Below are 23,362 nucleotides of genomic sequence, written 5' to 3'. Positions count from 1 at the left end.
TTTGAAGCAATTCATTAAAGTGATAGCCATCAGTTTCACATCTCATTACACTGAGTCACTCTGACATTCATCCATATTAATGAGGGTATACCTCAATGCGCAAGAGTCCATCAGGTGTTTTGTAACAGGCTTTTCTTCCTCTTTTTTTGTTTGCTGGTGAGCAAGCCTGGATATACTAAAAGCCATTCTCAAGAGCTGGTTGTCGCGGTTGTGTACTCTGAGAGCTTACCGTTTTACAGTTATGATCAACAAACGCATAGCGAACAAGGCTTGTACACAGATATATTGCGCTACATCGGGCAGTCACTTGACCTTGAAGTACGCTATCTACCCACCGCAAGAAATAAAATTGATCAAGATATTCTCGAGCACAAGGCTGATGCCGGTTTTATCGCCAGAAAATGGTTAGCATCACCTAATTCGTTTGTGCTCAGCGGCACAGTATTTAGTTATAACCATGCGTTTTATGGGCTTGAGCAACCAGCACCTAAAACTGATGTGCTTTCTAAGGTTAAAGGTAAATCGGTGTGTTTACGCGAGAATTATCAATACCCAGAACTGACTCAGTGGTTAAGCGCTGGCATGATCTCGCCCATTTATGTGAGCAGCCATACCCGATTATTCGAATTACTTCAGCAGTCTAGATGCGATCTTATTTATACCAATACATATCGTGCCACCTGGACTATAGATTCGCGCAATGATCAAAAGCCTGTGTATTACCTTGGCGGTTTAGGGGAGAAAGATGAAATACCATTAGCGTTTTCACCTGAGTGGGCCCAAAGAATGCCAGAGGTGAATGCTGCTATTGCTGAAATGCATCGCTCAGGTGAAATGCAGCGCATCATTAATAAAAACGTAGGCTTGATGGCGATTAATGAGCCTTAATGGGCCCCAATGAGCTAAGCGCTATAACAATTCGCGCCTCAGACAATTTACCTAAAACATAAAAATAAAAGGAACCAACATGACTGATTTAGTGCAATACCAATGTGATGACAAGGTTGCAACAATTACTCTAAACAATGGCAAAGTGAATGCTTTTTCTCATGATATGATCGATGCACTGAATGCCGCTTTAGACAAAGCTATCGTTGATGAAGCCGTGGTGGTGTTAAAAGGCCAGCCAGGTATGTTTTCTGCTGGCTATGATTTATCAGTTATGCAAGAAAGTATGGAAGCGGCAATGAAATTAGTTGAGAAAGGTTCGACGTTGACGCGTAGAATGCTTTCTTTTGATTATCCTATCATTGCTGCCTGTACTGGGCATGCAGTCGCTAAAGGGGCATTTGTACTTTTGGCGTCAGATTACCGTATTGGGATTCAAGGTAAATTTAAGATTGGTTTAAACGAAGTCGCCATTGGTATGACTATGCATCAAGCAGGATTAGAGTTAGCGCGGGGGCGATTAGCGCCAGTTTTCTTTAATCGCTCGGTCATTTTAGCTGAAATGGTATCGGTTGATGACGCAGTTACCGCCGGCTTCCTAGATGTCGCTGTAGCACCAGAAGCCTTTGAGCAAACTGTTGCAGCTACCGCGCAAGCGATGACCAAATTGAATATGAAAGCCCATAGACAAACTAAGTTAAAAGCTCGTGCCGGACTGTTAGACGCGCTAGATAAAGCGATTGAAGTTGACCGTGGCGGGAGTCTTTAGCGATTAATATATAAATGAGAGAGTGTTGTGAGTAAGGAATTTTCTTCCCTGGGGCTTGAGCCAGCCTTGCTAGATAATTTGCAAAGTATGGGTTTCAGTCAAATGACTGATATTCAAGCTGATACATTGCCTGCCATATTGGCTGGGCGAGACGTAGTAGCGAAAGCGAAAACCGGTAGTGGTAAAACTGCGGCATTTGGATTGGCGCTGTTACACAATTTAGATGTAAAGCGTTTTCGCGTTCAGGCCCTCGTGATGTGCCCAACAAGAGAATTGGCCGAGCAAGTTGCTCTAGAGATCCGTCGTTTAGGGCGGGCTATTCACAACATTAAAGTTTTGACCTTATGTGGTGGCACACCCATGGGCCCACAAATTGGCTCGCTAGAACATGGTGCCCACATCATAGTGGGAACGCCTGGTCGAATAATGGATCATCTTTATAAACGCCGATTGGACCTATCTGAAGTCAATACTTTGGTGCTGGATGAAGCGGATCGCATGCTCGATATGGGGTTCGAAGATGAAATGGATGCCGTTATTAAAAGCGTGCCTGCACAGCGTCAAACGTTACTTTTTTCTGCTACTTATCCGGAATCGATAGCAGCGATAAGTGGTCAAGTGCAAAAAGATCCCTTAGAAGTGACTGTCGAGTCAACCCATGACACAGATTCGATTCAACAAGTATTTTTTGAAGTAGACGATGCGCATCGAACCAAGGCAACAGCTGCTCTTTTAAGTCATTATCAGCCTGAATCCGCGATTGTTTTTTGCAATACTAAAATCGCGTGTCAGGAAGTGGCTGATAGTTTGCAATCACTAGGTGTGTCAGTGCTGGCTTTGCATGGTGACTTAGAGCAGCGTGAGCGTAACCAGGTGTTGGTGCGCTTTGCCAATAAAAGTGTATCGGTATTGGTGGCCACCGATGTTGCTTCTCGCGGGCTAGATATAAAAGAAGTCAATGCGGTGATCAGTTATCACATCACGCCTGACCCTGAGGTGCACATCCACCGAATTGGTAGAACTGGACGAGCGGAATCTAAAGGGGTTGCACTGACGCTGGTGGCGCCTGATGAAATGGCTAGGGCCAATGCAATCGAAGACTATCAAAAAGCTAAATTGAAGTGGACTGGCATTCAGGCCATGCGTTTTCATGTGAATCGTCTTGTTCAACCTCAGTATGCGACCTTATGTGTTGATGGTGGGAAAAAAGCGAAATTGCGACCTGGCGACCTCCTTGGGGCATTGACTAAGCAAGCAGAAATTCCGGGTGATGATATAGGGAAAATACATATTACTGAGTTTCATGCTTATGTGGCGGTCAAAACGCGCAGCGTGAAGCGCGCCATGCGCCAGTTAGGCGAAGGGAAAATTAAAGGTAAGAAGTTCAAAGTACGTAAATTCAACTAGGGTACTAAATTTGAATATGAAAAAGGCGCTAAGTGAAGAACTCAGCGCCTTTTTTGCTTTAATTTCGCTAGGAAAAATAGTTAACTCGAAAAGATTCTACTTCTATGCTTTTTAGGCATCTTCTTATGCAGCATCTGCCTAAACTCATCAGAATCGTAGGCAAACAAAACGCCAATACCTTCTTGGCTGCAATGGGTAATCAAGCCTTTTTGCAGTAAGTAGGCATTGTCATTTTTTTCATCCATAAAATACATTTCAATAAAATCATCTGTGCTTAATGTTGGTTCTGGCATTTCAATGAATGCACCGAAAGGGCTTATATTGCGAGTACAGGAGTCACCCATCTCTTTTCCCATATGACGAATTCTGACATCCAGAGCGAGTGGCGCCCTGTTGCTGGTACGATGATACAAGGACATTCAAACCTCTCTTTTTGACGTTACGTAACAGGCTTTGTAAGTATACAAAACTTATAACAAACGTCATGTTTTTTCGGGATTAAAATTGACCTTGAACAATATAGCGTCCATTTGTGTCATGTATGTAGCCTATGGCGCTAAATTTGCCTCAAAGCTTAGTAAATTTATACACAAATCGATCTGTTGTACCGCGCACACTGGGGTCAAACACTAACGTATTCAAATCATCATTAGGATTGCGCAGATAAAAGGCCTCTTCGATGAGTTTGAATCCAGCTTCTTGCATTTGGAATTTAACCACCGCAGGATCGATTCGATGTAAATTGTTGGCTGCATCATAACCAGAGCCTGGAGTAGCTGCGTGGTCAATAATGACGAAAACAGCGTCTTCCTTCATTGCATCTTTGATCTTGTTGAGTGCTGCTTTATAGTCAACTATGGTGTCTCTAAGCATGACATTTTTACCGTTTTCGGTGCTGTGCGTAAAGAATAAGTCATGATAGTTAAGGGCGGTAAAAACTAAATCTAGGCTGTTTTCAGGGATCGTCATATCCACAATCGGCATATTATCGAACCGCACTAGATTGTTAAGTCTGTTTTGTTTCGTTCGCTCATTTAACCCTTTTTCTGCAAAACGCCATATCACTTCGTCATTCTGTACATAAACTTTGCCCTGAGCCTCTACCGCTTTAGAAAATAGCTCGCTGTACCAGCCACCCCCAGCGAAAAAGTCAAGCACGTGCTGACCTGCACCCACGCCGGTAAATGCCAATATTTTTTCAGGTTGTCTTGACTCGTCTCTCGCAGCATCCTGTACAGGACGTTCTGCAGACGACAGTAATGCGCTAATTTGCTCAGAGGACAAAGTCGTTTTAGCGTGTGTGATAAAGCTCGATAAAATGAAAGCTGCCAGTAGAGTAAGAGTTGCTTTGGTTCGCATGTTAATCCTTAAAAGTACAGTGTGTTCAGCGTTATGGATATTGTGTATGTTGGCAATTAGCGGATGCCAGCGTCGGGTAAACGAGATACTATTTATGATAGATAGGAACAAGGTTCAAAGAATTTCAATTACGTTGATTTATACCTAGCAAAGGTATCGAGTAAACCTGCTAGGTGTATATAGTTTCATTAAGCACGAGTGCTTAATGAAACCATGATAGAACGAATTAACGTGCGGTGAGTAAATAAAAATATAGGGTGATATATGTTAACCATGGCGGATTTTGTAAAAGTGTCTCCCTGTGAATACTCAGAAGGGTTGGGGCGTGAGCAGTTTGTAGATGGAGCAATTCGTGAATTGTGGCCACAAATGCCACGTATAGCGGGCCCAGCATTTACGGTTAAATGCGCAAAGGGTGATCACTTAAGCCTACATGCGGCAATATATCGCGCTGCGCCAGGGGATATTATCGTAGTGCAAGCCGATCCAGATTTTGCTAGTGCAGGCGGAAACGTCTGCGCTATTGCCCAGCAGCGTGGAATTGCCGGCTTTGTTATCGATGGGGTTATTCGCGACTTAGCTGAAGTAAGAGAGTTGCAATTTCCTGTTTATGCTCGTGGCGTAATGCCGAAACCCGCTAAAAAAGAACAGATCCTTCCGTTTAATCAACCGATTGTATGTGGTGGGGTAAGAGTTTGCGCTGGAGACATTATCGTCGCTGATGAAGAAGGGATTGCGGTTATTCCACAAGATCTAGCGGAAGAAGCTTATCGTTTAGGCAAAGCCAGAACAGACAAAGACGCTGCTATGTCGTTAAGTGAGTGGCGAGCCGCACATGAGGCCAAGATCGAAGCGACGTTAAAAGCGCTAGGCTTTGAAGATTAATTATTCCCGAATAAGTTGTTGATATGTTTTCATTTTTTGAACGGCTAGTAGAGCCGTTTCCCCAAGATATGCCCGAGCAGCCCCCAAAAGGGTTAGTGGCGTTCTGTCGTTATTACTCCAAAGGCATGTGGCCGGCGATTTTTGCTGTATCAATACTTGCCGCCGCCATTGCTATGTTAGAAGTGTCGTTATTTGGCTTTGTGGGGCAGTTAGTTGATTGGTTGGCTTCTAAAGATCCTGATACGTTTTTATCGGAAGAAAGAAGCAGTCTAATATGGATGGGCACCGTGGTGTTGATCATCTTACCGAGCTGCGTGGCATTGCAATCTTTGATTAACCATCAAACGCTGATGGGCAATTATCCCATGCGCATACGATGGCAAGCGCATCGGTACTTAATTGGCCAAAGTGTGAGTTTTTTTCAAAATGAATTCGCCGGGCGCATAGCAACGAAAGTGATGCAAACGGCTTTGTCTGTTCGTCAGTCTGTGATGCAACTGCTGAATTTGCTGGTTTATATCAGTGTCTATTTCCTTAGCATCGTTGTCATGGTCTTTACAATTGATTGGCGTTTGAGCTTACCGTTAATTATTTGGTTGTGTGTTTATATCTGTGTACTTCGCTATTTTGTGCCGCGATTGAAGCGCGTTGCCCAAAGACAAGCCGACGCACGTAGCGTGATGACAGGCCGAATCGTAGACAGTTATAGCAATATCGCCACGGTGAAGCTTTTCTCACATACCAGTCGCGAAGCCGATTACGCCTATGAGGGCATGAATGGCTTCTTACAAACCGTGCACCCGCAAATGCGCTTGGTGACGTTGCTCAATACCTGTGTGTGGTTTAGTAATGCTTTGCTGGTTTTCTCAATCAGTACCTTGGCTATCTTTCTTTGGTTAGAAAAAATCGTGACCCCAGGAGATATCGCGATTGCCATAACTTTGTGTTTACGTTTAAACGGTATGTCGCAGTGGATCATGTGGGAGGTGTCATCACTTTTTGAGAATATCGGTACGGTACAAGACGGCATCAATACCTTGTCTAAGCCGACCGCAGTAAAAGATGTTGAGAATGCTCAGCCGCTGAATGTTAGTGGTGGTGCGATTACCTTTGCTGATGTGTGTTTTCATTATCCTGGGCCTGAAAACAAACAAATTGAGGTCTTCAATAAGCTAAATATTGATATTAAGCCAGGAGAAAAAGTCGGGTTAGTGGGGCGCTCTGGCGCGGGTAAATCAACGCTAGTCAATTTGCTCCTGCGTTTCTTTGATGTGCAAAGTGGTAAAATATTGATTGATGGGCAAGACGTCAGCGAAATTAGCCAAGAGAGTCTGCGCTCGCACATAAGTATGGTGACCCAGGACACTTCGTTACTGCATCGCTCGGTACGAGACAACATTCTCTATGGGCGCTTAGGGGCAAGCGAAGAGGAAATGTTAGCTGCTGCTAAACAGGCCGAATCTCATGAATTCATCCAGAACTTATCTGATCTACACGGCCAAACAGGCTATGACGCCCAAGTAGGTGAACGTGGTGTGAAGCTTTCTGGGGGGCAGCGCCAGCGAATTGCAATAGCAAGAGTGATGCTCAAAGACGCACCCATTCTAATATTAGATGAGGCTACCTCGGCACTAGATTCAGAGGTAGAAGCAGCAATACAAGAGTGCTTGAATAAAGTAATGGAAGAGAAAACCGTGCTCGCCATTGCCCACCGATTGTCTACGATTGCACAAATGGATAGATTGTTGGTGCTAGACGAGGGGCGAATTGTAGAGTCAGGCACACATAACGAGTTGCTTGCTCAGCAAGGAATTTATGCCAAGTTGTGGGCTCACCAAACCGGTGGTTTTATCGGCGTTGAATGATGTATTCGATAAAGCATACTTTGAGGGTATGCTTTATCCTTGTTTGCATCTTGTATAACACGGACTAATAAGTATAATACGCCTCCCTCCTTATTGGTGATTCTAAATTTTTCCACAAAAAATCTAAGACGTCACAAGGATGGTGTAAGCAAATTTAATCTCTCAATTTAGATGATAGGTGAGGGGTTAAAGCAGTATTTTAGGGGTGTAGTTCCAATTGGTAGAACAGCGGTCTCCAAAACCGATGGCTGGGGGTTCGAATCCCTCCACCCCTGCCAAATTAAGTAAAAGCATAGTCGCGTAATACTGCGACTGAGTAGTGCAAATGTAGAAGGTTGAGGGATGAGAAAGCCCACGGGTTCGGCAAGTCATCTGGAATGATTTGAACCGCGTCAGCGCCGCTTGCGGTCAGTTACAAGGACGTAACTGAGATCATCCCTCCGCCCCTGCCACTTTTGGCATTGAAACTAAGTGTATAGGCAGACGATTGTCCCATTGATAACGTCGCGATTAAGTTAGTATTAGGTAATAGCATGAGCGAAAAAGCGGAAAATAGTTCAAATCCATTAGACTTAGTTAAATGGCTAGTTGTTTTGGTTTTGTTGGGTGGTGCTGTTGCAGCAAATTCCATCTATGAAGATATATCAGTACTTTATCGCGCACTTGGTGTGGTCGCAGCTGTTCTTGTTGCCGGTTTTATTGCCGCTTCAACAGAAAAAGGTAGCAGCTTTTTGACATTCGCTAAAGATGCTCGCACAGAAGTACGGAAAGTAGTGTGGCCAACGCGCCAAGAAGCAACGCAAACGACGATTATCGTTTTAGTTGCTACTGCTTTCATGTCACTCGTGCTTTGGGGGCTTGACCTCATTATTGTACAGTTAGTTTCTTTCATTACCGGCTTAGGAATTTAATCATGTCAGAAGTTACAGAAAATCCAGACGTGCCAGAAAAGTCAGATAAAAAGTGGTATGTAGTTCAGGCGTTCTCTCAATATGAAGGGCGCGTGAAAAAGACACTTCTTGAATACATTAAAATGCATGAGATGGAAGATTATTTCGGTGAAATCTTAGTTCCGACCGAAGAAGTCATTGAAATGCGTTCTGGCCAACAGCGTAAAAGCGAACGTAAATTTTTCCCTGGCTATGTGTTAGTGCAAATGGATATGAATGAAGACTCGTGGCACTTAGTGAAAAGTGTACCTCGTGTTCTTGGGTTCATTGGTGGAACATCTGACCGTCCAGCGCCTATTACGAACAAAGAAGCGAATGCGATTTTGAACCGTCTTGAAGAAGGCGTTGATAAGCCAAAACCAAAAACATTGTTCGAGCCTGGCGAAGTGGTACGAGTTACCGATGGTCCGTTTGCTGACTTTAACGGTGTGGTTGAAGAAGTGGATTATGAAAAGAGCCGCTTAAAAGTATCAGTGCTTATTTTCGGTCGTTCAACACCAGTAGAATTAGAATTCGGCCAAGTCGAGAAGGGTTAATCCAGTCTCTTTAGGTGCACTGCGCCGCCTGGATTAACGGCAAACCTTCGGATGGTTTGACTGGCAATTGGCGCCAAGGATGGCGTCGAAGAAATTAAAATAAAGATGCTTAATTAGGCATCTTTTTTGTTTTTAAAGAAGAATTTTATTCAATATCGAAGTGACGATAAATTGGATAAAGTTCGTACATAATGGTTGCGAAGGGCTAATAAGTCGTCTATAATTCGCGGCCCTTTTTGTTGAACGGGGAGCCAATTAAGCAAACATTCTCAGTGTTTGCGAGGCGTTTGACCCATTAATTGAGAGTATTATCATGGCTAAAAAAGTCACAGGCATTATCAAATTACAGGTTGCGGCTGGTGCTGCTAACCCTAGTCCGCCAGTTGGCCCTGCATTAGGTGCTAAAGGCGTTAACATCATGGAATTCTGTAAAGCATTCAACGCTAAAACAGGTGACATGGAAAAAGGTTCTCCCGTTCCAGTAGAAATTACTGTTTACGAAGACCGTTCTTTTACCTTCGTTACTAAGACATCACCTGCTTCTTATATGCTTAAGAAAGCGGCTGGTATCAAAAGTGGTTCTGGTCGTCCTAACACTGAAAAAGTGGGTAAAGTGACGCTTGCGCAACTAGAAGAAATTGCTAAAGCGAAAGAACCAGATCTAACTGCAGCTGACTTAGAAGCAGCTGTTCGTACCATCGCTGGCTCTGCACGCAGCATGGGCTTGGTAGTAGAGGGATAAGAAATGGCTAAATTAACTAAACGCGCTCGTCTTATACGTGAAAAAGTTGAAGCGACTAAAGAATATGAATTCAACGAAGCTGTTTCTTTGTTGAAAGAGTTTGCTACTGCAAAATTCGCTGAAAGTGTTGATGTGGCTGTAAAGCTTGGTATCGACGCACGTAAATCTGACCAAAACGTACGTGGCGCAACAGTGCTACCTAACGGTACTGGTAAAGAAGTACGTGTTGCTGTTTTCACTCAAGGTGCAAACGCTGAAGCCGCTAAAGAAGCTGGTGCTGACATCGTCGGTATGGAAGACTTAGCTGAGCAAGTGAAAAAAGGCGAAATGAACTTCGACGTTGTTGTTGCTTCTCCTGACGCAATGCGTGTTGTAGGTATGTTAGGTCAAATCTTAGGCCCACGTGGTTTAATGCCTAACCCTAAAACAGGTACAGTAACTCCAGATGTTGCTACAGCGGTTAAAAACGCTAAAGCGGGTCAAGTTCGTTACCGTAACGATAAGAATGGTATCATTCACGCTAGCATCGGTAAGATTGCTTTTGAAAGCAACCAAATCGAAGAAAACTTAGCTGCACTAATTGAAGCAGTTAAGAAAGCTAAGCCTTCATCGGCTAAAGGCGTATATATCAAGAAAATTAGCTTAAGCACGACTATGGGCGCGGGTATTACCATCGACCAAGCTAGTCTGACTGCAGCAAGCTAATTTTTTGCCTTAGTTTAGCTAAGGCACTTGTAAGTGACTGAAATATCGGTTACTTATTCTCTCTAGAAAGGTATGGGTTGGAGTCATTATTGTTTTCAATATATGACTCCCGTCCAAGACCGCAGGCGTAAAGCAGTGACTGAAGTAAGAGAGCAGTCACACTGATTGAAAGATCATAAATGCTTTACTTAAAACAATAGCCTGCGCAGACGGTGATTTCGACTCAGACTCTCTGGGATTAACGAACACCGTAGAGCGGTAAAATATTCATTGTTGGGTAACCAATAATGAGCGTTTTATCAATCTGTGAATCCTGAAAAGTGTTATTAAGTAATAGGCTTTTCAGACTTAAAGAAGGTGAACACAGTGGCACTAGGCTTAGCAGCAAAGAAAGAGATCGTCGCAGAAGTTAGCGAAGTTGCATCTCAAGCTCTATCCGTTGCCGTTGCTGAATACCGTGGTATGGAAGTATCAGAACTAACTGAACTTCGTGTTAAAGCTCGCGAGCAAGGCGTATTTCTTAAAGTTGTAAGAAACACTCTAGCAAAACGTGCCTTAGCCGACACTCAGTTTGCTGATTTGGAAAGTGCCTTAACTGGTCCGTTAATTTACGGATTTTCGATTGAAGCACCTGGTGGTGCGGCGCGTCTTTTTAAAGATTTCGCTAAAACGAATGACAAGTTAAACGTAACTGCCCTTTCTATTGGTAGTGGTCTTTTGGGTCCAGAGAAATTGGACGCAGTAGCAGCATTGCCTACCCGCGACGAAGCGCTTGCAAGACTACTTGCAACCTTCAAAGCACCTGTTGGGAAATTCGTTCAAACTATCAACGAAGTTCCTTCCAAGTTTGTGCGTGTATTGGCGGCGATCAAAGAAACCAAATAATTTGGTTCCTTTGTACATTTAAATTTTTAATCATTAAACCCAGGAGTTTAGAGAAATGGCTCTAACCAAAGAAGATATTTTAAACGCAATTGCTGAAATGCCAGTAATGGACCTTGTTGAGCTTATCGAAGCTGCAGAAGAAAAATTCGGTGTAACAGCTACTGCTGCTGTTGCTGCCGCTGCTCCTGCTGCTGCTGGTGAAGCTGCTGCAGAACAAACTGAATTCGATGTTGTTTTGACATCTTTCGGTGGTAACAAAGTTGCTGTAATCAAAGCGGTACGTGGCGCAACTGGTCTTGGCTTGAAAGAAGCTAAAGAAGTAGTTGAAGCTGCTCCGAAAGCGATTAAAGAAGGCGTTGCTAAAGAAGAAGCTGAAGAACTTAAGAAGACGCTTGAAGAAGCTGGCGCTGAAGTTGAGCTTAAGTAATCTGTCTAACGACAGGTTACTAGCCTGAAAAGGCTTAGGCTGGTGATTTTATAATCACCAGCCTTTTTGCGCTGTAGGATAAAGTATTTTCATCCTTTAAAATTTATTCTATTTGTTAGCGCAAATTACATTTAAACCTAAATAAAACCAATAAGTTAAGTAAGCCTCTTAATGACTTTGGTAAACGGTTAAAGTGTAAAATAAAGGGTGCTGGAAGTTTGCTTTATAGACAATCTATTTAGCAAGTTGGGTCAAAAATCGGCAGGCTGAGGAACCCATGGTTTACTCTTATAGCGAAAAGAAACGTATCCGTAAGGATTTTGGCAAACGCCCACAGGTATTGGAAATACCGTATCTACTTTCAATCCAGCTAGATTCTTTTAAAAAGTTTATTGACCTTGACGTCGATGGTCAGCATGGACTGGAAGCAGCATTTCGATCAGTTTTCCCAATAAAAAGTTACTCTGGTAACGCAGAATTACAGTACGTAAGTTACCGTTTAGGTGAGCCCGTATTTGACGTAAAAGAATGTCAAATCCGTGGTGTTACCTTTTCAGCGCCTTTGCGTGTTAAGTTGCGTTTAGTGTTGTTCGATCGTGAAGCAGCACCGGGCACAGTAAAAGACATCAAAGAGCAAGAAGTTTACATGGGCGAAATTCCGCTCATGACTGAAAATGGAACTTTCGTCATTAACGGTACTGAGCGAGTCATCGTATCTCAGTTACACCGTTCGCCAGGCGTATTCTTTGATCACGATAAAGGTAAAACTCACTCATCAGGTAAAGTGTTATATAACGCCCGCGTTATTCCTTACCGTGGTTCGTGGTTAGACTTTGAATTTGACCCTAAAGATAACCTTTATGTTCGTATAGATAGACGCCGCAAATTGCCCGCGACTATCATGCTACGTGCATTAGAAATTCCTACCGAAGAAATTCTTGGTATGTTCTTCGAGAAGAACCAAGTACGTATCGACGGTAATCGTTTCATGTCTGATATCGTGCCAGATCGCCTTCGTGGTGAAACTGCGCAATTCGATATTTTAGACTCGGATGGCAATGTGCTTGTAGAAGCAGGCCGTCGTATTTCAGCTCGTCATACCCGTGCGCTTGAAAAAGCCGGTATCGTTGAACTTGAAGTACCAGCTGAATACCTAGTTGGCCGAGTATTCGCGTGTGATTACGTGGATCAAGAAACCGGTGAACTCGTTGTCGCTGCAAACGATTTATTAACACTTGAAAATGTTTTGGCCCTTAAAGAGGCCGGATATACAACGTTTGAAACTTTGTATATTAACGAACTTGATCACGGTGCTTATATCTCTGATACCTTACGCATTGATAGTTCAACTAACCGCTTAGAAGCCTTGGTTGAAATTTATCGTATGATGCGTCCTGGTGAGCCACCAACGAAAGACGCAGCAGAAACGTTATTTACTAACTTGTTCTTCTCCGAAGATCGCTACGATTTATCCTCTGTTGGACGTATGAAGTTCAACCGTCGTTTAGGTCGTGAAACATCAATCGGTGCTGGTACATTAGATAAAGACGACATCGTTGACGTAATGAAGCAACTGATCACCATTCGTGACGGTAAAGACGACGTGGATGATATCGATCATTTGGGTAACCGTCGTATTCGTTCTGTTGGCGAAATGGCTGAAAACCAATTCCGTGTTGGTCTAGTGCGTGTTGAGCGTGCCGTTAAGGAACGTTTAAGCTTAGGCGATTTAGATGCGGTTATGCCTCAAGACTTGATTAACGCTAAGCCTATTTCGGCTGCGGTTAAAGAGTTCTTTGGTTCAAGCCAATTGTCACAGTTTATGGATCAGAACAACCCGTTGTCTGAAGTTACCCATAAGCGTCGTATTTCAGCCTTAGGCCCAGGCGGTCTAACACGTGAACGTGCAGGCTTTGAAGTACGAGATGTACACCCGACTCACTATGGTCGTGTATGTCCAATTGAAACACCTGAGGGACCAAACATTGGTTTGATCAACTCATTGGCGAGCTTTGCTCGTACAAATGACTTTGGTTTCCTTGAAACGCCATACCGTAAAATCGTTGACGGTGTAGTGACTGACGAAATCGATTACTTATCAGCAATCGAAGAAGGTCAATTCTCAATTGCACAGGCTAACGTTGTTCTTGATGAGAACGGTCGCCTTGCTGATGATTTGATCCCTTGTCGTCACCGCGGTGAAACGACATTGAAAGAAAGCTCTGAGATCACCTACATGGATGTTTCTCCGCAGCAAATCGTTTCAATCGCTGCCAGCATTATCCCGTTCCTAGAACACGATGATGCTAACCGAGCTTTGATGGGTGCAAACATGCAACGTCAAGCAGTACCAACGCTTATCGCTGATAAGCCTCTTGTTGGTACCGGTATGGAAAAAACAGTTGCCGTTGATTCTGGCGTTACTGTTGTTGCTAAACGTGGTGGACGAGTCGACTACGTAGATGCAAGCCGTATTGTTATAAAAGTTAATGAAGAAGAAACCGTTGCCGGCGAAGCGGGCATCGATATCTACAACTTAACCAAGTACACCCGTTCTAACCAGAACACCTGTATCAATCAGCGTCCTACGTGTAACGTTGGTGAGCCGATTGTTGCTGGTGACGTACTGGCTGACGGCCCATCTACTGATTTGGGTGAGCTAGCACTAGGGCAAAATATGCGTATCGCATTCATGCCTTGGAACGGTTACAACTTCGAAGATTCAATCTTGATCTCTGAGCGCGTAGCTATGGAAGATCGTTTCACCACAATTCATATTCAAGAATTGAGCTGTGTGGCACGTGATACCAAGTTAGGGCCTGAAGAAATCAGTTCTGATATTCCAAACGTAGGTGAATCTGCGTTAGGTAAATTAGATGAATCAGGTGTTGTTTACATCGGTGCTGAAGTTAAAGGTGGCGACATCTTAGTGGGTAAAGTTACTCCTAAAGGTGAAACGCAACTAACGCCAGAAGAGAAACTTTTACGAGCTATCTTCGGTGAAAAAGCATCAGACGTTAAAGATACTTCATTGCGTGTGCCTAACAGCGTTCGCGGTACCGTAATTGACGTACAAGTATTTACCCGTGATGGCGTAGAAAAAGATAAGCGTGCACTTGAAATTGAAGGCATGCAGTTACGTCAAGTGAAGAAAGATTTATCAGACGAATTCAATATTCTTGCTGATGGTATCTTCGCTCGTGCTAAAAACTTGTTGGTTAAATCAGGTATCGAAGAGTCTCGTTTAGAGTCTGCTCAACGCGAAAAATGGTTCGACCTGACGCTGACAGATGAAGACGCCCAAACTGAGCTTGATCAAATCGCTGAGCAGTTTGTTGAAATCAAAGCTGATTTCGATAAGAAGTTCGAAATTAAGCGACGCAAGATCACTCAAGGCGATGATCTTCAACCAGGCGTTCTTAAAATCGTTAAGGTTTACTTGGCCGTTAAACGTCAAATTCAACCTGGTGATAAGATGGCTGGTCGTCACGGTAACAAAGGTGTTATTTCAACCATTAAACCCGTTGAAGACATGCCTTACGATGTAAACGGTACGCCGGTAGACATCGTATTGAACCCGTTGGGTGTACCGTCACGTATGAACATCGGTCAGATCCTTGAGACTCACCTTGGTATGGCTGCACATGGTATCGGTGTGAAAATCGACCGCATGCTCAAAGAGCATGAAGAGATGGCTAAGCTACGTGGCTTCCTTAAAGAAGTTTACGGCGCCGGCACAACTGACCAAGAAGTGGATCTTGATAGCTTCAGCGATGACGAAATTACTCGTCTTGCAGACAACTTGCGTAAAGGTGTGCCTATGGCAACACCAGTATTTGATGGTGCTACTGAAGCTGAAATCAAACATATGCTTACGCTTGCTGATCTTCCTGAAAGTGGACAAATCGCTTTGTTTGACGGCCGTACAGGACGTGAATTTGAACGTCCTGTAACTGTTGGCTACATGTATATGTTGAAACTGAATCACTTAGTTGATGACAAAATGCATGCTCGTTCAACTGGTTCGTACAGCTTGGTTACACAGCAACCGTTGGGTGGTAAAGCTCAATTCGGTGGTCAGCGCTTCGGTGAGATGGAAGTATGGGCACTGGAAGCATACGGTGCTGCTTATACCTTGCAAGAAATGTTGACAGTGAAATCTGATGACGTGAATGGTCGTACTAAGATGTATAAAAACATCGTCGACGGCGACCATCGCATGGAACCTGGTATGCCTGAATCATTCAACGTATTGTTGAAAGAGATTCGCTCACTGGGTATCAACATCGAGCTGGAAGAACAATAAGCCGCGTCTGCAGTGCTTATAGACAGGATAGTCTGATGGGTGTTAATCCATCCATCAGGCTTTTTCAACTGACTCCGCTGGGAGAGTAATGTGAAAGACTTATTAAAGTTTCTTAAACAACAACACAAGTCCGAAGAATTCGATAATATCCGAATTGGTCTTGCGTCACCTGACATGATCCGTTCATGGTCTTTTGGTGAAGTTAAGAAGCCAGAAACCATTAACTACCGTACATTTAAGCCTGAGCGTGATGGCTTATTCTGTGCGCGTATTTTTGGACCGGTTAAAGACTACGAGTGTTTATGTGGCAAATATAAGCGCCTTAAGCACCGTGGTGTTATATGTGAAAAATGTGGCGTTGAAGTAACGTTAACCAAAGTACGTCGTGAGCGTATGGGCCACATTGAACTGGCAAGCCCAGTTGCACATATTTGGTTCCTTAAATCATTACCGTCACGTATCGGCTTGATGCTTGATATGACACTTCGTGATATCGAACGTGTGCTTTATTTTGAATCATATGTTGTTGCCGAGCCTGGCATGACGACGCTTGAGCGCAGCCAACTTCTTTCTGAAGAAGAATACTTGGACGCGTTAGAAGAGCATGGTGATGAATTTGAAGCGAAAATGGGTGCAGAAGCGGTTTTCGAATTGCTAAAAGCCCTAGACGTCGATGCTGATGTTGCTGCTATGCGTGAAGAATTGCCTAGCATTAACTCTGAGACACGTCGTAAGAAAATCACCAAGCGCTTGAAACTGCTTGAATCTTTCCAATTATCTGGTAACAAGCCAGAGTGGATGATTCTGACTGTTTTACCAGTATTGCCACCTGATTTACGTCCGTTGGTACCGCTTGATGGTGGTCGTTTTGCAACATCTGACTTGAACGATTTGTATCGTCGAGTGATTAACCGTAACAACCGTTTGAAGCGTCTTCTAGACCTTGCTGCACCTGACATTATTGTGCGCAACGAAAAACGTATGTTACAAGAAGCGGTTGATGCCTTGTTAGATAACGGTCGTCGTGGTCGTGCTATCACAGGCTCAAACAAGCGTCCTCTTAAATCTTTGGCTGATATGATCAAAGGTAAGCAAGGTCGTTTCCGTCAAAACTTATTGGGTAAACGTGTAGATTACTCAGGTCGTTCGGTTATCACCGTTGGTCCTACTCTACGTTTGCACCAGTGTGGTCTTCCTAAGAAGATGGCACTTGAGCTATTCAAACCGTTCATCTACGGAAAGTTAGAAGGACGCGGATTAGCTACCACTATTAAAGCAGCTAAAAAATTAGTTGAACGTGAAGATCCGGAAGTATGGGACGTTCTAGACGAAGTTATTCGTGAACACCCTGTATTACTTAACCGTGCGCCTACACTTCACCGTTTGGGTATTCAGGCGTTTGAGCCAACCCTAATCGAAGGTAAAGCGATCCAATTGCACCCATTAGTATGTGCGGCCTATAACGCCGACTTCGATGGTGACCAAATGGCGGTACACGTTCCGTTGACAATCGAAGCACAGCTAGAAGCGCGTGCGTTAATGATGTCAACTAACAACATCTTATCACCAGCTAACGGTGAGCCTATCATCGTTCCTTCACAGGATGTTGTATTAGGTCTTTACTATCTAACGCGTGACCGTGTAAATGGTCTTGGCGAAGCAATGGTATTTACTAGCCCGCACGAAGCTGAAAAAGCGTACCGCACAGGTAATGCTGAACTTCATGCTCGCGTTAAAGTACGTATCACTGAGTATGATGTTGCTGAAGATGGTTCAAAAACCGAAAAAGTGACCCTAACAGATACTACTGTTGGACGCGCAATCTTCTCATTGATTCTGCCTAAAGGCTTGCCTTTTGAGCTAATCAACCAAGCCATGGGTAAAAAGCAAATTTCACGCTTGTTGAATGCTTGTTACCGTACACTTGGTTTGAAAGATACCGTTATTGCTGCTGACCAAATCATGTATACCGGTTTCCATTACGCGATGATCGCGGGTGCGTCTGTTGGTATTGATGACATGGTTATCCCTGACGCTAAGAAAGATATTATCGAAGGCGCAGAAGCAGAAGTACGTGAAATCCAAGAGCAATTCCAATCTGGTCTTGTTACAGCGGGTGAGCGTTACAACAAAGTAATTGATATCTGGTCTAACGCCAACGAAAAAGTCGCTAAGGCGATGATGTCGAACTTATCGAAAGAAACGGTTATGAATCGTGACGGTGAAATGGAAGAGCAAGATTCTTTCAACTCTGTTTACATGATGGCCGATTCTGGAGCTCGTGGTAGTGCCGCTCAGATTCGTCAGTTGGCGGGTATGCGTGGTCTGATGGCGAAACCAGATGGTTCAATCATCGAAACACCTATCACGGCTAACTTCCGCGAAGGTCTAAACGTACTTCAGTACTTTATTTCGACTCACGGTGCTCGTAAAGGCTTGGCCGATACGGCATTGAAAACAGCTAACTCAGGTTACTTGACGCGTCGTTTGGTGGATGTTGCACAAGATTTGGTTATCAATAACGAAGATTGTGGCACATTCGAAGGTGTTAAAATGACACCGTTAATCGAAGGTGGTGACGTTGTTGAGCCGCTTCGTGAGCGAGTACTTGGTCGTACCGTTGCCGAAGACGTCTTAAAGCCTGGTACCAACGAAATTCTAGTAGAACGTAACGTGTTACTAGATGAAGCATTGGTTGATATGCTTGAGTCTAACTCGGTTGATCAAATCCAAGTTCGCTCGGTTATTACCTGTGAAAATGACTTTGGTGTATGTGCTAAGTGTTACGGTCGTGACCTTGCACGTGGTCACATGGTCGGTCACGGTGAAGCGGTTGGTGTTATTGCAGCACAATCAATCGGTGAGCCGGGTACACAGCTTACCATGCGTACGTTCCACATCGGTGGGGCGGCATCACGAGCGTCTGCAGAAAACAGCGTACAGGTGAAAACCACAGGTACATTGAAACTGCATAACGCTAAGTATGTTCGCAACACAGACGACAAAGTTGTTATCGTTTCTCGTTCAACTGAGATCACCATTATTGATGATCAAGGTCGTGAGAAAGAGCGTTATAAAGTACCTTACGGTGCTATCTTGACCACAGACGATAACTCAACTGTTACCAGTGGCGAAGTTGTCGCTAACTGGGACCCGCATTCGCATCCAATCGTTACAGAGCGTCAGGCGAAAATCAGCTTTGCTGACATCGATGACAGTAACACTGAAATGCAACAGGATGAGTTGACGGGTCTAACACGTATCGTTGTTAATGACTTATCTAAAGCGAATGCGAAAGAGCCTAAGCTAATCCTTGAAAGTGATGAGCACGGGTTACAAGAAATTCGTTTACCTAGTTTCACCACGATTGAAGCAACCGACGGTATGCAGGCTAAGCCTGGTGATGTGTTAGCGCGTATTCCTCAAGAAAGCTCGAAAACACGTGATATTACCGGTGGTCTTCCTCGCGTTGCTGACTTGTTTGAAGCTCGTAAGCCTAAAGAGCCAGCTATCTTAGCTGAAGTATCAGGTACCATTGGTTGGGGTAAAGAAACCAAAGGTAAGAAACGTCTAGTTATCACGCCGAAAGACGCTGATGCATACGAAGAGATGATTCCTAAGTGGCGTCAACTTAACGTATTCGAAGGTGAAAACGTTGAGAAAGGTGAAGTTATTGCTGATGGCCCAGAGTCTCCGCATGACATCTTACGCCTACGTGGTATTAGTGCAGTTTCTAACTACATCGTTAATGAAGTACAAGAAGTTTACCGCCTACAAGGGGTAAAAATTAACGATAAGCACATCGAAGTGGTTATTCGTCAAATGCTACGTAAGTGTCTTATCACTTATGCAGGTGACAGTAACTTCCTAGAAGGTGAGCAAGTAGAAGTTTCAAACGTGAAAATCGCTAACCGTGAATTGGAAAAGCAAGGCAAAATCCCTGCTCAGTACGAAACACAGTTATTGGGTATCACGAAAGCGTCGTTGTCCACTGAGTCATTTATCTCAGCGGCATCTTTCCAAGAAACAACTCGTGTACTTACCGAAGCAGCAGTGCAAGGTAAAGAAGACGAATTACGTGGCTTGAAAGAGAACGTTATTGTAGGCCGTTTGATACCAGCCGGTACCGGTTTTGCGTATCACCAAAAACGAACTGCAAGAAAACTAGCAGAGCGTCAGGCAGTTGAAGAACTATCTGTATCTGCAGCAGATGCTGAGCAAGCCTTAACTGAAGCACTAAATGCTGAAGTTATGGATACGCCATCATCTGATGAGTAAAAAATAAGATCATTTGTTAACCCAGATGGTATAGACGCCAATTTAGGCCTTAATCAGTCTTTATTGGCGTTCTAGCTTGACAGGTCAAACTTTGGTCATTAGACTTCCGCGACCCGAAATTTGGTAACAGAAATTGGGTCGCGGATTTTTCGCGTTTTATATCCTATGTAAGGATATTCTCAGTCGTAATTTTAACCAGGAGCTAGTTAATGGCAACAGTTAACCAGTTAGTGCGCAAGCCACGCCAAAAGCCCGATGCGAAGAGCAACGTAGCGGCATTGCAGGCCTGTCCACAACGCCGTGGTGTATGTACTCGTGTATATACCACCACTCCAAAGAAGCCAAACTCTGCATTACGTAAAGTTTGTCGTGTTCGTTTAACCAACGGTTTTGAAGTTTCTTCATACATCGGTGGTGAAGGCCATAACCTACAAGAGCACAGTGTTGTTCTTATCCGTGGTGGTCGTGTTAAAGATTTACCAGGTGTTCGTTACCACACTGTTCGCGGTACATTAGACTGCGCAGGCGTAAGTTCACGTAAACAAGCCCGTTCTAAGTACGGCGCAAAAAGGCCTAAGTCTTAACGGTTCTCCGTTAGTAAGGCCAAACTAAAGTATTAATTGAGTTTTGGGATATTCCTGAATTCTACGGAGAATTAAGATGCCAAGAAGAAGAGTTGTAGGTCAACGCAAAATCCTACCGGATCCTAAGTTCGGATCGCAGTTACTTGCAAAATTTATGAACGTTGTCATGTTAGATGGCAAAAAATCGACTGCTGAAAAAATCGTTTACGGTGCACTCGACATTGTTGCTGATAAAGCTGGCAAGTCACACCTAGAAATTTTCGAAGACGCTTTGGACAACATCCGTCCTACGGTAGAGGTTAAATCTCGCCGTGTGGGTGGTTCTACGTACCAAGTACCAGTAGAAGTTCGTCCTGTTCGTCGTAATGCCCTAGGTATGCGCTGGTTAGTTGACGCTGCTCGTAAACGTGGTGAAAAATCAATGGCTCAACGCCTTGCAGCTGAAATGCTCGACGCTGCAGAAAACAAAGGTTCTGCGGTTAAGAAACGTGAAGACGTTCACCGTATGGCCGAAGCCAACAAAGCCTTCGCTCACTACCGTTGGTAATAAGAGAAAGCTATGGCTCGTAAAACGCCTATCAATCGCTATCGAAATATTGGTATCGTGGCTCACGTCGACGCGGGTAAAACCACGACGACTGAGCGTGTTTTGTTCTATACCGGTTTGTCACATAAAATCGGTGAAGTTCATGATGGTGCTGCCACCATGGACTGGATGGAGCAAGAACAAGAACGCGGTATTACCATTACTTCGGCGGCTACGACCTGCTTTTGGGCAGGTATGGATAAGCAATACGACCAACACCGCATAAACATCATTGACACGCCTGGACACGTTGACTTCACCATTGAAGTAGAACGTTCTTTGCGTGTTCTTGATGGTGCCGTTGTCGTATTTTGTGGTTCTTCTGGTGTAGAACCCCAATCAGAAACCGTCTGGCGTCAAGCTGACAAATATCAAGTCCCTCGGGTGGTGTTTGTTAACAAGATGGACAGAGCGGGCGCAGATTTTGAACGAGTGGTTGGCCAAATACGCAAACGACTCGGTGCTAACTGTGTTCCTATTCACCTCAATATCGGTTCAGAAGAGAACTTCAGAGGTGTTATCGATTTGATTAAGATGAAAGCCATTAATTGGAATGAATCTGATCAAGGCATGACATTTACCTATGAAGGTATCCCAGCTGATTTGCAAGACCGTGCAGAAGCGCTTCGCACTGAACTTGTAGAAGCCGCCGCAGAAGCCAATGACGAATTGATGGACAAGTACTTGGAAGGCGAAGAGCTAACCGAAGAAGAAATCAAAACAGCATTGCGCCAGCGTACTATTAATAATGAAATAGTATTAGCGACCTGTGGTTCAGCTTTCAAGAATAAAGGTGTGCAAGCCGTCTTAGATGCGGTAGTTGAATTTTTACCTGCACCTATAGATGTTCCTGCAATTACTGGTGTTCTAGATGACAATGCTGAAACAGAAGCTTCACGTCCAGCGGATGATGACGCACCTTTTTCTGCACTAGCATTTAAAATCGCAACCGACCCTTTTGTAGGGACTTTGACTTTTTTCCGTTGTTATTCAGGTGTGGTTAACACAGGTGACAGCGTTTATAACCCAGTCAAAGCTAAACGTGAACGCTTTGGTCGTATCGTGCAGATGCACGCTAAGGACCGAGAGGAACTTAAAGAAGTTCGAGCAGGTGACATCGCCGCGGCGATTGGTCTTAAAGATGTGACTACCGGAGATACCTTGTGTGATCCGAATCATATCATTACACTCGAACGGATGGACTTCCCAGAGCCGGTTATTTCCATTGCAGTAGAGCCTCGCTCTCAAGCCGATCAAGAGAAAATGGCATTGGCACTAGGTAAGCTGGCAGCTGAAGATCCATCATTTAAAGTTAAAACTGACGAAGAGTCAGGACAAACAATTATATCTGGGATGGGTGAACTTCATCTTGATATCATTGTAGATCGCATGAGACGCGAGTTCAGTGTCGAATGCAATGTAGGTAAACCTCAAGTTGCTTACCGCGAAACTATTCGTGGCAAAGTCGACGTTGAAGGTAAGTTTGTTCGCCAATCCGGTGGCCGTGGTCAATTCGGGCATGTTTGGTTAACAATCGAGCCTAATGAAGAAGGGGCTGGGTACGAATTTATTAACAATATAGTCGGTGGTGCAATTCCAAAAGAATTCATTCCGTCTGTTGATAAAGGTATCCACGAACAGATGCAAAATGGTGTGCTTGCAGGTTATCCTGTACTTGATGTAAAGGTAACTTTGTTCGACGGTTCATATCATGATGTTGACTCTTCTGAAATGGCGTTTAAAATCGCTGGTTCAATGGGTTTTAGAAAGGGCGCTGCTGAGGCAAAACCTGTATTGCTTGAACCCACAATGAAAGTTGAAGTTACCACTCCAGAAGACTGGATGGGTGATGTTGTTGGTGATTTAAATCGCCGACGCGGTGTAATAGAAGGTATGGAAGACGGTGTCGCTGGGATCAAGATTGTTCTTGCTAAAGTGCCATTATCAGAAATGTTCGGCTATTCCACTGACTTGCGTTCAGCTACGCAAGGAAGAGCATCATATTCAATGGAATTTTTTAATTATTCAGAAGCGCCTAATAATGTTGCGAAAGCCATTATTGACGCTCGTCAATCTTAATAAAGGTCTGGTCCGGTTTACTACATGAGTAGGGCCGGGTTTTTAACTTAGGAAATTTGTAAAATGGCAAAAGCAAAGTTTGAACGTACTAAACCCCATGTAAACGTTGGC

General features: G+C 44.0%; 18 protein-coding genes and 1 tRNA gene. 17 read left to right on the top strand and 2 right to left on the bottom strand.

Features of this window, described 5'->3' with window-relative positions:
* Positions 1 to 156: 156 nt before the first annotated feature.
* From GCHA_RS16225 to dbpA, 3 genes are all read left to right on the top strand, one after another.
* A complete protein-coding gene (locus GCHA_RS16225) occupies positions 157 to 888 on the top strand; it encodes a substrate-binding periplasmic protein (RefSeq protein WP_007990159.1) in 732 nt (243 codons plus the stop codon).
* Between the two features lie 79 nt (positions 889 to 967).
* Complete coding sequence (locus GCHA_RS16220) at positions 968 to 1,657, top strand: crotonase/enoyl-CoA hydratase family protein (protein WP_007990157.1); 690 nt, start codon at positions 968 to 970, stop codon at positions 1,655 to 1,657.
* 27 nt (positions 1,658 to 1,684) lie between these two features.
* On the top strand, positions 1,685 to 3,064 hold the full coding sequence (dbpA, locus tag GCHA_RS16215) for an ATP-dependent RNA helicase DbpA (protein ID WP_007990154.1): 1,380 nt from the start codon (positions 1,685 to 1,687) through the stop codon (positions 3,062 to 3,064).
* A gap of 80 nt (positions 3,065 to 3,144) precedes the next feature.
* Here dbpA and GCHA_RS16210 read toward each other — a convergent pair whose 3' ends face one another.
* On the bottom strand, positions 3,145 to 3,483 hold the full coding sequence (locus GCHA_RS16210) for a PilZ domain-containing protein (RefSeq protein ID WP_013752858.1): 339 nt from the start codon (positions 3,481 to 3,483) through the stop codon (positions 3,145 to 3,147).
* Positions 3,484 to 3,631: 148 nt separating this feature from the next.
* The gene (locus GCHA_RS16205; protein WP_007990150.1) at positions 3,632 to 4,423 is read right to left on the bottom strand and encodes a class I SAM-dependent methyltransferase; all 792 of its coding nucleotides are present in this window, start codon (positions 4,421 to 4,423) and stop codon (positions 3,632 to 3,634) included.
* A 264-nt stretch (positions 4,424 to 4,687) separates the two neighbouring features.
* Between GCHA_RS16205 and GCHA_RS16200 the strand changes: the two genes are divergently transcribed.
* From GCHA_RS16200 to fusA, 14 genes are all read left to right on the top strand, one after another.
* Complete coding sequence (locus tag GCHA_RS16200) at positions 4,688 to 5,308, top strand: RraA family protein (protein WP_007990148.1); 621 nt, start codon at positions 4,688 to 4,690, stop codon at positions 5,306 to 5,308.
* 23 nt (positions 5,309 to 5,331) lie between these two features.
* Positions 5,332 to 7,173, top strand: a complete 1,842-nt coding sequence (locus GCHA_RS16195) for an ABC transporter ATP-binding protein (RefSeq protein ID WP_007990146.1) — start codon at positions 5,332 to 5,334, stop codon at positions 7,171 to 7,173.
* A 201-nt stretch (positions 7,174 to 7,374) separates the two neighbouring features.
* Positions 7,375 to 7,451, top strand: a tRNA-Trp gene (locus GCHA_RS16190).
* A gap of 255 nt (positions 7,452 to 7,706) precedes the next feature.
* Positions 7,707 to 8,084: a preprotein translocase subunit SecE gene (gene secE / locus GCHA_RS16185; protein ID WP_006992801.1), complete on the top strand. Its 378-nt coding sequence runs from the start codon at positions 7,707 to 7,709 to the stop codon at positions 8,082 to 8,084.
* A 2-nt stretch (positions 8,085 to 8,086) separates the two neighbouring features.
* Positions 8,087 to 8,659, top strand: a complete 573-nt coding sequence (nusG, locus tag GCHA_RS16180) for a transcription termination/antitermination protein NusG (RefSeq protein ID WP_007990143.1) — start codon at positions 8,087 to 8,089, stop codon at positions 8,657 to 8,659.
* A 313-nt stretch (positions 8,660 to 8,972) separates the two neighbouring features.
* A complete protein-coding gene (rplK, locus tag GCHA_RS16175) occupies positions 8,973 to 9,401 on the top strand; it encodes a 50S ribosomal protein L11 (protein WP_007990141.1) in 429 nt (142 codons plus the stop codon).
* A gap of 3 nt (positions 9,402 to 9,404) precedes the next feature.
* Positions 9,405 to 10,106 (top strand): 50S ribosomal protein L1, encoded by a 702-nt coding sequence (gene rplA, locus GCHA_RS16170; protein ID WP_007990139.1) that lies wholly within the window; start codon positions 9,405 to 9,407, stop codon positions 10,104 to 10,106.
* Positions 10,107 to 10,472: 366 nt separating this feature from the next.
* Positions 10,473 to 10,991, top strand: a complete 519-nt coding sequence (gene rplJ / locus GCHA_RS16165) for a 50S ribosomal protein L10 (RefSeq protein ID WP_007990137.1) — start codon at positions 10,473 to 10,475, stop codon at positions 10,989 to 10,991.
* A 55-nt stretch (positions 10,992 to 11,046) separates the two neighbouring features.
* Positions 11,047 to 11,418, top strand: coding sequence for a 50S ribosomal protein L7/L12 (rplL, locus tag GCHA_RS16160; protein WP_007990135.1), 372 nt, complete (start codon positions 11,047 to 11,049; stop codon positions 11,416 to 11,418).
* A gap of 277 nt (positions 11,419 to 11,695) precedes the next feature.
* The gene (gene rpoB / locus GCHA_RS16155) at positions 11,696 to 15,724 is read left to right on the top strand and encodes a DNA-directed RNA polymerase subunit beta (RefSeq protein ID WP_007990133.1); all 4,029 of its coding nucleotides are present in this window, start codon (positions 11,696 to 11,698) and stop codon (positions 15,722 to 15,724) included.
* Between the two features lie 90 nt (positions 15,725 to 15,814).
* The gene (rpoC, locus tag GCHA_RS16150) at positions 15,815 to 20,002 is read left to right on the top strand and encodes a DNA-directed RNA polymerase subunit beta' (RefSeq protein WP_007990130.1); all 4,188 of its coding nucleotides are present in this window, start codon (positions 15,815 to 15,817) and stop codon (positions 20,000 to 20,002) included.
* A gap of 209 nt (positions 20,003 to 20,211) precedes the next feature.
* Positions 20,212 to 20,586 carry a 30S ribosomal protein S12 gene (gene rpsL / locus GCHA_RS16145; RefSeq protein ID WP_006992809.1) on the top strand — a complete coding sequence of 125 codons (375 nt, stop codon included), beginning with the start codon at positions 20,212 to 20,214 and terminating at the stop codon, positions 20,584 to 20,586.
* 76 nt (positions 20,587 to 20,662) lie between these two features.
* Complete coding sequence (gene rpsG, locus GCHA_RS16140) at positions 20,663 to 21,133, top strand: 30S ribosomal protein S7 (protein WP_011573499.1); 471 nt, start codon at positions 20,663 to 20,665, stop codon at positions 21,131 to 21,133.
* A gap of 12 nt (positions 21,134 to 21,145) precedes the next feature.
* On the top strand, positions 21,146 to 23,251 hold the full coding sequence (gene fusA / locus GCHA_RS16135) for an elongation factor G (protein ID WP_007990123.1): 2,106 nt from the start codon (positions 21,146 to 21,148) through the stop codon (positions 23,249 to 23,251).
* Positions 23,252 to 23,362: the final 111 nt, after the last annotated feature.

The organism is Paraglaciecola chathamensis S18K6 (genome assembly GCA_000314955.1).
In the GTDB taxonomy this organism is placed as follows: Bacteria; Pseudomonadota; Gammaproteobacteria; order Enterobacterales; family Alteromonadaceae; genus Paraglaciecola; species Paraglaciecola chathamensis.
The sequence above is the reverse complement of the archived record's forward strand: the minus strand, read 5'-3'. Positions and strand labels throughout refer to the sequence as shown.

Coding starts and splice junctions, on each gene's coding strand:
- rpoB (WP_007990133.1), top strand. CDS start 11,696: ATGGTTTACTCTTATAGCGAAAAGAAACGTATCCGTAAGGATTTTGGC.
- GCHA_RS16200 (WP_007990148.1), top strand. CDS start 4,688: ATGTTAACCATGGCGGATTTTGTAAAAGTGTCTCCCTGTGAATACTCA.
- rplA (WP_007990139.1), top strand. CDS start 9,405: ATGGCTAAATTAACTAAACGCGCTCGTCTTATACGTGAAAAAGTTGAA.
- GCHA_RS16220 (WP_007990157.1), top strand. CDS start 968: ATGACTGATTTAGTGCAATACCAATGTGATGACAAGGTTGCAACAATT.
- rpsL (WP_006992809.1), top strand. CDS start 20,212: ATGGCAACAGTTAACCAGTTAGTGCGCAAGCCACGCCAAAAGCCCGAT.
- fusA (WP_007990123.1), top strand. CDS start 21,146: ATGGCTCGTAAAACGCCTATCAATCGCTATCGAAATATTGGTATCGTG.
- rpsG (WP_011573499.1), top strand. CDS start 20,663: ATGCCAAGAAGAAGAGTTGTAGGTCAACGCAAAATCCTACCGGATCCT.
- GCHA_RS16195 (WP_007990146.1), top strand. CDS start 5,332: ATGTTTTCATTTTTTGAACGGCTAGTAGAGCCGTTTCCCCAAGATATG.
- GCHA_RS16205 (WP_007990150.1), bottom strand. CDS start 4,423: ATGCGAACCAAAGCAACTCTTACTCTACTGGCAGCTTTCATTTTATCG.
- GCHA_RS16210 (WP_013752858.1), bottom strand. CDS start 3,483: ATGTCCTTGTATCATCGTACCAGCAACAGGGCGCCACTCGCTCTGGAT.
- nusG (WP_007990143.1), top strand. CDS start 8,087: ATGTCAGAAGTTACAGAAAATCCAGACGTGCCAGAAAAGTCAGATAAA.
- rplL (WP_007990135.1), top strand. CDS start 11,047: ATGGCTCTAACCAAAGAAGATATTTTAAACGCAATTGCTGAAATGCCA.
- secE (WP_006992801.1), top strand. CDS start 7,707: ATGAGCGAAAAAGCGGAAAATAGTTCAAATCCATTAGACTTAGTTAAA.
- rplK (WP_007990141.1), top strand. CDS start 8,973: ATGGCTAAAAAAGTCACAGGCATTATCAAATTACAGGTTGCGGCTGGT.